This is a genomic window from Lysinibacillus sp. AR18-8 (assembly GCF_001705465.1).
Taxonomy (GTDB): domain Bacteria; phylum Bacillota; class Bacilli; order Bacillales_A; family Planococcaceae; genus Lysinibacillus; species Lysinibacillus capsici.
Window position 1 is genome coordinate 261,824 of record NZ_MDGU01000008.1, and the last position, 9,294, is coordinate 271,117.

The 9,294-nt window shown below is 37.2% G+C and carries 9 protein-coding genes; 6 read left to right on the plus strand and 3 right to left on the minus strand.

Annotated features, from left to right (window positions below):
• The first annotated feature begins 5 nt into the window (after positions 1-5).
• The 3 genes from BFM98_RS07970 to BFM98_RS07980 all read left to right on the plus strand — a co-directional run bounded on the left by BFM98_RS07970 (position 6) and on the right by BFM98_RS07980 (position 2,888).
• Complete coding sequence (locus BFM98_RS07970; RefSeq protein ID WP_048393326.1) at positions 6-1,577, plus strand: ABC-F family ATP-binding cassette domain-containing protein; 1,572 nt, start codon at positions 6-8, stop codon at positions 1,575-1,577.
• 436 nt (positions 1,578-2,013) lie between these two features.
• Entirely contained in the window at positions 2,014-2,418 is a 405-nt protein-coding gene (gene spx / locus BFM98_RS07975; RefSeq protein WP_004225558.1) for a transcriptional regulator Spx, read from the plus strand.
• A gap of 23 nt (positions 2,419-2,441) precedes the next feature.
• The gene (locus BFM98_RS07980; RefSeq protein WP_009371643.1) at positions 2,442-2,888 is read left to right on the plus strand and encodes a MarR family winged helix-turn-helix transcriptional regulator; all 447 of its coding nucleotides are present in this window, start codon (positions 2,442-2,444) and stop codon (positions 2,886-2,888) included.
• A gap of 106 nt (positions 2,889-2,994) precedes the next feature.
• On the opposite strand, the gene BFM98_RS07985 is transcribed toward BFM98_RS07980, so the two are convergent.
• Positions 2,995-3,543 carry an RNA polymerase sigma factor gene (locus BFM98_RS07985; RefSeq protein WP_036078118.1) on the minus strand — a complete coding sequence of 183 codons (549 nt, stop codon included), beginning with the start codon at positions 3,541-3,543 and terminating at the stop codon, positions 2,995-2,997.
• Between the two features lie 293 nt (positions 3,544-3,836).
• Positions 3,837-4,967 carry a LuxR C-terminal-related transcriptional regulator gene (locus BFM98_RS07990; protein WP_066037049.1) on the minus strand — a complete coding sequence of 377 codons (1,131 nt, stop codon included), beginning with the start codon at positions 4,965-4,967 and terminating at the stop codon, positions 3,837-3,839.
• 192 nt (positions 4,968-5,159) lie between these two features.
• Between BFM98_RS07990 and BFM98_RS07995 the strand changes: the two genes are divergently transcribed.
• The 3 genes from BFM98_RS07995 to BFM98_RS08005 all read left to right on the plus strand — a co-directional run bounded on the left by BFM98_RS07995 (position 5,160) and on the right by BFM98_RS08005 (position 8,339).
• Positions 5,160-5,915 (plus strand): SDR family NAD(P)-dependent oxidoreductase, encoded by a 756-nt coding sequence (locus BFM98_RS07995; RefSeq protein ID WP_048393320.1) that lies wholly within the window; start codon positions 5,160-5,162, stop codon positions 5,913-5,915.
• 20 nt (positions 5,916-5,935) lie between these two features.
• Complete coding sequence (locus BFM98_RS08000) at positions 5,936-6,679, plus strand: SDR family NAD(P)-dependent oxidoreductase (RefSeq protein WP_048393318.1); 744 nt, start codon at positions 5,936-5,938, stop codon at positions 6,677-6,679.
• 277 nt (positions 6,680-6,956) lie between these two features.
• Positions 6,957-8,339, plus strand: coding sequence for a dipeptidase (locus tag BFM98_RS08005; RefSeq protein ID WP_066037050.1), 1,383 nt, complete (start codon positions 6,957-6,959; stop codon positions 8,337-8,339).
• 174 nt (positions 8,340-8,513) lie between these two features.
• Here BFM98_RS08005 and BFM98_RS08010 read toward each other — a convergent pair.
• A partial coding sequence (locus tag BFM98_RS08010) for an IS1182 family transposase (protein WP_139111225.1) occupies positions 8,514-9,294 on the minus strand: 781 nt, incomplete at its 5' end.

A 9,294-nucleotide genomic window follows, 5' to 3' on the forward strand; every position in this document is an offset into this window, starting at 1 on the left:
CAGATATGGCAATATTAACAGTAGATAATTTAGGTCATTCTTTCGGTGATCGTACACTCTTTAAAGATGTATCGTTTCGCTTAGTGGAAGGTGATCATATTGGACTTGTAGGGGCTAATGGTGTCGGTAAGTCTACATTAATGGGCATCATTACAGGACAAACGATCCACGATACAGGAAAAGTTGAGTGGCTGCCTGGTACACACTATGGTTATCTAGACCAGCATACCGTACTAACGGCTGGTAGAACAATGCGTGAAGTGTTACGCGATGCCTTTTTACCATTATATAAAAAAGAAGAAGAACTGAATGAAATTACGGGCAAGATGGCAGACGCAACGCCTGAAGAATTAGAAGTACTTTTAGAACAAATGGCAGAAGTGCAGGATGCATTAGATGCAGGAGATTTTTATTCATTAGATATGAAAATTGAAGAGGTGGCACGTGGACTTGGCTTGGATGCCATTGGCTTAGAACGTGATGTAGCTGCTCTTTCTGGTGGACAACGCACAAAAGTACTACTCGCTAAGCTTTTATTAGAAAAGCCAAAAGTACTTTTATTAGATGAGCCGACGAACTATCTTGATGAGGAACATATTACTTGGTTGAAAATTTATTTAAAGAACTATCCATATGCTTTCCTTCTAATCTCACATGATACAGAATTTATGAACGAAACAGTGGATGTCATCTTCCAATTGGAATTTTCTAAATTAACTCGTTATACTGCAACATACGAAAAATTCCTTGAACTTGCTGAAATCAATAAACGTCAGCATATTGAAGCCTATGAAAAGCAACAGGAGTTCATCAAGAAGCAAGAAGATTTTATAGCCAAAAACAAGGCTCGTTACTCCACTACTGGTCGTGCAAAATCACGCGCTAAGCAACTTGATCGTTTAGAGCGAATTGATCGCCCAGAAACAGCTGTAAAACCAGAATTCGGTTTTAAAGAAGCCCGTTCGTCTAGCCGCTATGTTGTAGAGGCTGAGAACTTAGTGATTGGTTACGATAAAGACAAGCCATTACTTCCTCCACTTTCTTTTGCGATTGAACGAGGAGAAAAAATTGCTTTAGTCGGTATGAATGGTGTTGGTAAATCCACATTATTAAAAACAATGTTAGGTAAAATTAATGCGCTTGGTGGGAAAGTAGTCCGTGGTGACTACCTATATCCTTCCTATTTTGAACAGGAAGTAAAAGCTGAGAAAATCACGCCAATTGATGATGTTTGGAATGCATTCCCTTCTATGGAACAAGCCCAAGTACGTGCAGCTTTAGCAAGAGCTGGCCTAAAAACTGACCATATTACACGTCCGCTTAATTCTTTATCTGGTGGCGAGCAAGCTAAAGTGCGTTTATGTAAATTAATGATGGAGGAAGCTAACTGGCTTCTCTTCGATGAACCGACAAACCATTTAGATGTAGATGCAAAAAATGAATTAAAACGTGCCATGAAAGAATTTAAAGGTACCATTGTGCTAGTAAGTCACGAACCTGATTTCTATGAAGGACTCGTAACAAAAGTCTGGAATGTTCAAGATTGGTTTACTTCTGGACAACAAGGCCAAGACTAATTATTTCAAGGGCAGCTCCAACATGTTATGGGGCTGCTCTTTTAAATTTTTTAACTTCTATGTATAAATAGCCTCATTTAAACATACTATAATCAGTGGACTAACAATTTTACCCCTACTTCCAACTAACTCTCTCCTACGAGACAACTTAGAATTCTAGTAGTTCCTATTAATTCAACATGGATTTTATAGCTTAAAAAGACATTTTCTATAGAGTTAACATAACTTACATCATTGTAAGCTGAATAAACGAAACTTTTTACGCTTATCTTCGTATATTTTAATATAACTGAAAAAATAATAATTCGATTGAGAAATTTTTTCAATTAACTATTGATTTATATATAGCTTACTAGTAAGATATATATATAAACTATTAACTTACTAATAAGCTATTTGTAAAATATAATCTAAAAAAGAAAGCGAGGAATGAAGAATGACAGTTACAATTTACTCACAAGCGAGCTGTTCTTCATCCAGAAAAGCACTTAAATGGTTAAAAGATCACAACATAGAATATAAAGAAAAACGTATTACATCTCATCCACTTACACTTGCAGAATTCAAAGAAATTCTAAGTATGACTGAAGATGGCACAGATGAAATCATTGCAACAAACTCAAATGACTTTAAAAACTTAAATATCGACATCGACCAACTTTCTATTCAAGAGCTATTTGCTATCATTCAGGCACACCCAAGAATGTTGCGTAGCCCTATTATAATAGATGAAAAACGTATTCAAGTTGGTTACAATGAGATGGACATCCGTCGTTTTATCCCACGTAAAGTACGTGCTTACGAATTAAATGCGATGACAAGATTGGCACAAGAAAGTTAAAACAGTTTTGGAGATGACCTTCTATGGACCAAGAAAAACAAAAAGCCATTACCTCGTTGTTTGAAGTCGTTTCATCTATTGAGCGTAAGTGGGCAAACGAGTGGAATAATCATAATGTACTCGGCTTTTCAAAATCCCATATTTTAATTTTAGACTACTTATCGCAGGAGGGCCCAAAACGCCCTTCTGCTATTGCTGAGCGGTTAAAAGTAACTACTGGTGGTGTCACTGTTTTAACAACCAAGCTGATAAATGGTGGCTTTATTGAAAAAACACAGCATGCCACAGACCGCCGTGCTTCTCAACTAGTCATTACGGCTGACGGTGAAAACATATTAAAAGAATCTCGTCAACAAGTGAGCGAAATCATTAATAATATGTTTGGTATGCTAACAGCGGAGGAACTGCAAACCTTACGAACTATTTTCTCTAAATGTTTATTGGATGTGGAGACAAATCGACCAGATTAAAGCACAATAAAAAGATGCATTTGCAACTGTTTGCGAATGCATCTTTTTTGATTAGTCGACCAAATACTTCCGTCTAAGTACTGTGATGTGCGACCAATCTGCTTTATTACGCTGGTAGCACAGATTCCACAATAGCTGTATCTGACATGAGCATTTCTTTTAATCGAGCCTTTGCACGGAATAAACGAGATTTCACAGTACCAATGGAAACTTTCATAATTGTAGAGATTTCTGCAAGTGAGTATTGGTCTATGTAGAAATACCATAAAGTCTTTCTATAAATAGCATCTAATTGCTCCATTTTATCCTGGACTAGTTTTGTTACAATGTCCTTTTCAATTTTTTCTTCTGTAGAAATATCGTTATTGGGAACCAAATCTAGAATCGGCACGTCTAATGTTTCAGGTTGGTTCATCATATATTTGCTACGTCGTACTTTTTTACGATAGCGATCTCTAAATGTATTCATTGTAATAGTTGTCAGCCAAGCTTTAATATGCTCTACTTCGGCCACGCTATCTTCATAGCGTACAACCTTAACCCAAACTTCTTGCATTAAATCTTCAGCTTCTATATTATTGCGAGTTAGTTTTAAACATAAATGATATATATAACGATTGTATTCCTCGTATACGCCTTCTAATTTTTCATTCATTGTGTATGCCTCCGCTTCTTGTTCTTGCTTCTATACACATTCTCGCAAAATAATGTATTACACTCTATCGCATTGGCTTTCAATTTCATTACAATCGTGTAAGCTTAATCGCTTTCACTTGTAATATTCGTAAAAATTGTTTTACTACTATACTGCTTTCCCTCCAAAAAAGCTTTTGATGACAATAGTTACCTATTAATTAAACTATATTTTTAATAGTATTTATTGTCAGAATATTAATTAGCATTTGAAGAAACAAAAAATGCACTCCTAATAGAAGTGCATTGGGTGTTTTAGCTTAACAGTCCTAGACGAAAGGCTGAGGCAACGACCTGTGTTCGATTCTTTGCTTTGAGCTTTGTCATAAGACTGCTTACATAATCCCTGACAGTATGCTCACTTAAAAATAATAAACCAGCAATTTTTTTATTATCATATCCTTCGGCAAGCAGGCCAAGTATCATCGATTCCCTTTCAGTTAAATGAAGCACTGTATTCTTTTCTACCTTCTCGCCCTTACGTGATAAAAATAAACCTAAACGCTTCCCTACTTCCTCAAGGAGTGTTAATTCTTCCTTTGTACAATCAAACTCCTCCCCTAGCTGATCAAATGTTAGCCATCCAAATAATTGCTCTTGACGCAAAATGGGAATAAAAATAATCGAGGATAAATTAAATAATTGGATATGCTCTTCTTTCACGTAATTTTTAGGATTTTTTAAATAAATGGGCTTTCTTGAACTAAGTATCGTGTTTTCCCCAGTCAACTCCCCTTTCATGCTTTGCACCTTAGGCAGCTCTGCGCCAATAACTCCATAAAATTGATTGGACCATGGGACATATGCGTAAAATACACATCTTTTATAACTAAAATACTCTTCACATTTTTTTAAAATCAGCGCTAAATCCTGATAACCTGAGGAACTAATAAGCAATTTATCAAGCCTATCTAATAATTGTAAGTGCCTAATTTTCTGATTTTCGCTAGCTATGTTACTAGTTTGGTTATCTCCCTCACAGTCATAATAAAGCTCTACAAGTAACGTAAATGTCGATAATACATACATGAAGATGGCGTTCGTTCGACTACTCTTCTGTTGAATCATAAAAGTAATCAACGATTTCTCAAATATTAATTGAAATAAATTAAAGCTCTTCCTATCAATAATGGACAACTGTGATTGAAGCCATGTGTTGAAAAAATACTTCTCATCATTATTTAATTCATCGATATTTGCATGTGTCATTAAACGCAAAAATGAATCTAATAGCATTGCTGTTCTTTTTCGATCTGCCCCAGTTATAGAAGGTTCTAGATTAAGATAAATAATTGTATTCTCTTCAATTTGCTGATGATGGATTTTAATAAACAACACAAACTCTTGAAGTGTTACTTCTTCAATTGATTGAAATGGATGCGTCATAGGAAATTCTTCTCCTTCACACTAAAAATACCCCTATAAATGGAGGATATTCACTCACTATATTATACAGCATCTTATAGGATAGTATTTCAAATTGAAAGGAGTAAGATGAAGGTATCGCTAAACAATGCGAATACTTTTGAATCCTAAGGCAACCATATAACCAGAAATAATGAAAGGTGCGTGCTTGAAATGAGATTAGAAAACAAAGTGGCCATTATTACAGGTGGAGGTACAGGAATCGGGAAAGAAACTGCACTATTATTTGCTAAAGAGGGAGCAAAAATAGTTATTACTGATATAAATGAACAATCTGGGAACGATACAGTCCGTGATATTCAAACTATCGGCGGTGAGGCAGTATTTATCCGCCACGATGTTAGTAATGAAGAAGACTGGAAAAAGGTTGCAGATGAATCAATAAAAACATTTAAGAAAGTGGATATTCTTTTCAATAATGCAGGTATCTATATCATAAAACCCCTTGCAGAAATCGAGCTTTCTGACTGGAACCGCTTAATGTCCATCAATGTGACAGGTGTGTTCTTAGGCATGAAACATATTATGCCGCTTATGGCTAAACAACATAATGGTTCTGTTATTAATGCTTCCTCTATTGCAGGCTTAACAGGTGCTGCTGGTCACGTATTATACGGCGCTAGTAAAGGGGCTGTTCGCATTATGACAAAAGATGCTGCTATGGAGTATGCTCCATACGGCGTACGTGTCAACTCCATTCATCCTGGCTACATTGATACAGGTATGGCAGACTATGCATCAGCAACAACAGGAAGCTCAAAAGATGAATTAGGCAAAAACTTATTCCCATTAGGACGTTTAGGCTCTGTAAAGGAAGTAGCGCAAACTGTATTGTTTTTAGCTTCTGATGAATCTTCCTTTTCAACAGGTGCAGAATTCGTTATTGATGGCGGAGCAACAGCAAAATAACATTAAAGGTGGTCATTTATATGAAACTAAAAGATAAAGTAGCAATTGTTACAGGTGGGGCTAGTGGTATCGGTGAAGCCACAGTTCGTCTCTTTGTAGAAGAAGGCGCTAAAGTCGTTATTGCCGATTTTTCTGATCGTGGACAAAGCGTTTCTGAAGAATTAAATAACAATGGTTTTGATACACTTTTCGTAAAAACAGACGTAACAAATGAAGCGGACATTCAAAACATGATAAAGGAAACCGTTACTAAATACGGTAAACTTGATATTATGTATGCAAATGCAGGCGTAGCTGACGATGCACCAGCACACGAGCTTTCTTTTGAAAAATGGAAAAGAACAATTGATATTAATTTATCAGGTGTATTTCTATCGGATAAATATGCCATTGAACAATTCCTTGCCCAAGGAACAGGTGGCGTCATTGTTAACGCTGGTTCAATTCATAGCTTCGTTGCCTTACCAAACCCTACAGCCTACTCATCTGCAAAAGGTGGCGTTAAATTATTAACACAAAACCTATGTACTGCTTACGCTAAACAGGGTATTCGTGTAAATGCGGTGTGTCCTGGCTATATCGACACTCCTCTATTAGCTGAGGTCGATGCTCAGAAGAAAGAATATTTAGCATCCCTTCACCCACAAGGTCGACTTGGTAAACCAGAAGAAATCGCTAAAGCCGTTCTCTTTTTAGCAAGCGATGACGCAAGCTTTGTTAATGGTACAACGCTTCTTGTTGATGGTGGTTATACTGCTCACTAATGAGGCTTTGAATAGACTCGCCTGAAAGCTAGTGCATTTAATGATGCTATTCTAGCCGTTAAAAGTGCGAAGCGATCTGACTGTTGTATCTGAACCCTTCACTGAAAAATGACGAATTTATAATCCACTCAAGTAAGACTCAACCACAATTGCTATTTAGCTCTTGTGGTTTATTTTGTAGGTGCTATGTGTAATCTTTCAAGACAATTTAAGATTCCTAAAAGTAAATTGTGCTATACTATTTCTATTATCGAAATATTAGAAAGAGGGATGCTTAATGACTAATTTACAGCAAATTGATGCTTATTTTGCAGAACACCGTGAGGCACATTTAAATGAATTGAATGAATTTTTACGAATTCCAAGTATCAGTTCTTTATCCGAGCATAAAGAGGATATTCAACATGCAGCTGAATGGCTAGCCAGTGCGTTTGAAAAACTAAATCTTGAAAATATCTCCATTACACAAACAGCTGGGCACCCTGTTGTTTATGCAGACTGGCTACATGCAGAGGGTAAACCAACTATTTTATTTTATGGTCATTATGATGTTCAACCTGTTGATCCATTAAATTTATGGGACAGTGAGCCTTTTAATCCTACAATTCGAGACAATAAATTATTTGCTCGTGGTGCGAGTGATGATAAAGGACAAGTCTTTATGCACTTAAAAATGATTGAGGCATTGTTTGCTACAACAGGGACATTACCTGTCAATGTTAAGTTCATTTATGAAGGTGAAGAAGAAATTGGTAGTCCACATCTACCTGCCTATGTTGAACAATATAAAGAAAAACTAGCGGCAGATTTAATTTTAATTTCCGATACAGGTCTTTATGGTCCTGGGAAACCTGCGGTATGCTATGGTTTACGGGGCTTAACGGGCATTCAAATTGATGTGCGTGGAGCTAAGGGAGATTTACACTCCGGTCTTTATGGTGGTGGCGTACAAAATGCTATTCACGCATTAGCTGAAATTTTAGCATCCTTCCGTGATGAGCATGGTACGATTCAAGTTGAAGGTTTCTACGACAAAGTGTTGCCATTAACAGAAGAGGAACGTGAGGCTTATCTTGCGCTTGACTTCGATGAAGAGTCTGTTAAACAGGAAGTTGGCGTAAAAGAATTATTCGGTGAACAAGGGTATTCTTATTTAGAACGTACTTGGGCCCGCCCAACCCTAGAGGTTAACGGTGTATTTGGTGGTTTCTCAGGTGAAGGCATCAAAACAGTGCTGCCCGCTGAAGCTGGCGCTAAAATCACATGCCGTCTTGTACCAAATCAAGAGCCCGATGAAATTGTAGCACTTTTAAAAGCACATGTTGAAAAGCACAAACCTGCTGGTGTGGAAATCAACATTTCTGAATTCGATAAAGGCCGTCCATTCCTAACGCCTTTCGATCATCCATTTATCCAGGCTGCTGGACGCTCCTATGAAAAAGTGTATAATGTACCAACAGCATACACACGTGGCGGTGGATCCATCCCTATCGTCGCTGCGTTTGATGAAATTTTAGATTTACCTGTAGTGCTAATGGGCTTCGGTCTATCAAGTGAAAACTTCCATGCACCAAATGAACACTTCCATTTAGAAAACTTTGATAAAGGCTTACGTGTTCTTAGTGATTATTTATATGAGGTTTCAGGATTACAAAAATAAATATCGATTAATAAAAAAATCCCCTCACTGTCAAAGTGAAGGGATTTCAGACTGTAGACAAAAGCCATCGAGAAGTTCACTCTCGAGGGCTTTTATCATTTTTCTTCCTATGTCGTCCTGATATTTGGTAATAGATTACCAAATCCAACATACTCTTCGAGCATAGTTGCTCTCTTAAGCTACTTGCCACGTCCAAGTAGCCAGTTTCTTTAAATTCATGGCAGCAAAAGTAAGCATCGCCTGCATGGACAATTTTTTTATACCTCTTAAGGTTGTCCATCGCATACCATGCTTTTCCTTTGCATCTGCAAAAATACGCTCAATCGTTTCTTTGCGCTTTGCATAGATTTGTTTGATTTCATTGGAATGGCGTAAATGTTCTGCTTCCTCTACATATGATTCCCAAATATGACGTTGAATGAGTTTTTGATGTTGCTTACTTTCTGTACATTGGGATAGGCTCGGACACTTCGCACAAATCAAAGGATTCGATTTATATTGCCGATATCCTTCTTTCGTCGTTGTTGCATACTTCAATATCTGCCCTTGTGGGCAAAGATAACAATTATAGTGCTCGTCATATATATACTCATGCTTTCGGAAGAATCCATCTTTCGTTTTAGGACGTGTATACGGAAGAACAGGCAACATTTGATTCTCTAATAAAAAGTTCGTAATCGCTGGTGTTTTATAGGCTGCATCTGCCGCAACAGCGATTGGTTTTTGAACGTTTTGAATGACTCTTTCAACAAGTGGCTGCAATACATGGCTATCGTGCACATTTCCCGGAGTCACAATGGCACCCAAAACAAAGCCCTTTTCATCTGTCGCTGCATGAAAAGAATACGCGAATTGTTTCGTACGTTCATCCTTCACGTAATATCCACTTTCAGGATCTGTCGTGCTTTCCTTTATTTCTTTCCATTCTTCTTTTTCAAATTTCTCCGGGGAAAAG

Excerpts from the sequence above, each read along its gene's own strand:
- BFM98_RS08000 (WP_048393318.1), top strand. The coding sequence starts at position 5,936 with ATGAAACTAAAAGATAAAGTAGCAATTGTTACAGGTGGGGCTAGTGGT.
- BFM98_RS07985 (WP_036078118.1), bottom strand. The coding sequence starts at position 3,543 with ATGAATGAAAAATTAGAAGGCGTATACGAGGAATACAATCGTTATATA.
- BFM98_RS08005 (WP_066037050.1), top strand. The coding sequence starts at position 6,957 with ATGACTAATTTACAGCAAATTGATGCTTATTTTGCAGAACACCGTGAG.
- BFM98_RS07980 (WP_009371643.1), top strand. The coding sequence starts at position 2,442 with ATGGACCAAGAAAAACAAAAAGCCATTACCTCGTTGTTTGAAGTCGTT.
- BFM98_RS07970 (WP_048393326.1), top strand. The coding sequence starts at position 6 with ATGGCAATATTAACAGTAGATAATTTAGGTCATTCTTTCGGTGATCGT.
- BFM98_RS07995 (WP_048393320.1), top strand. The coding sequence starts at position 5,160 with ATGAGATTAGAAAACAAAGTGGCCATTATTACAGGTGGAGGTACAGGA.
- BFM98_RS07990 (WP_066037049.1), bottom strand. The coding sequence starts at position 4,967 with ATGACGCATCCATTTCAATCAATTGAAGAAGTAACACTTCAAGAGTTT.
- spx (WP_004225558.1), top strand. The coding sequence starts at position 2,014 with ATGACAGTTACAATTTACTCACAAGCGAGCTGTTCTTCATCCAGAAAA.